Here is a 338-nt window from a genome sequence, read left to right as displayed (position 1 = left end):
ACGCTGCGTGCTGTAAGCATTTGAGAGACTCGGACATGTCGCCATTTCATTCTTATTACGGAGAATGAACGCGTCATGTCGTTTCAATTTTCAGCTTGTTCCGGATTGTTAAAGAGCAATATCTTAAACATGACTCGTAAGTCATCTTTAAGATATGTGGGCAACATCTTTCACCTGTCACCGAGCATGGCGTCCCCTAGGGGATTCGAACCCCTGTTACCGCCGTGAAAGGGCGGTGTCCTGGGCCTCTAGACGAAGGGGACATTTAAGTCTGTCTTCGCAAGACGCTTTGCTCATTACTTTTTTATCAGACAATCTGTGTGAGCACTGCGCGGGAA

At 47.3% G+C, this 338-nt stretch carries 1 tRNA gene; it reads right to left on the bottom strand.

Annotation, left to right across the window (positions count from 1 at the left end):
- Positions 1-187: 187 nt before the first annotated feature.
- Positions 188-263: transfer RNA gene (locus OXR04_RS21525), tRNA-Glu, on the bottom strand.
- Positions 264-338 lie beyond the last annotated feature (75 nt).

The organism is Pantoea sp. GM_Pan_3, from assembly GCF_026541045.1.
Lineage (GTDB): Bacteria > Pseudomonadota > Gammaproteobacteria > Enterobacterales > Enterobacteriaceae > Pantoea > Pantoea anthophila.
Note: the sequence above shows the minus strand (reverse complement) of the source record. Positions and strands in the feature narration are given on the sequence as shown.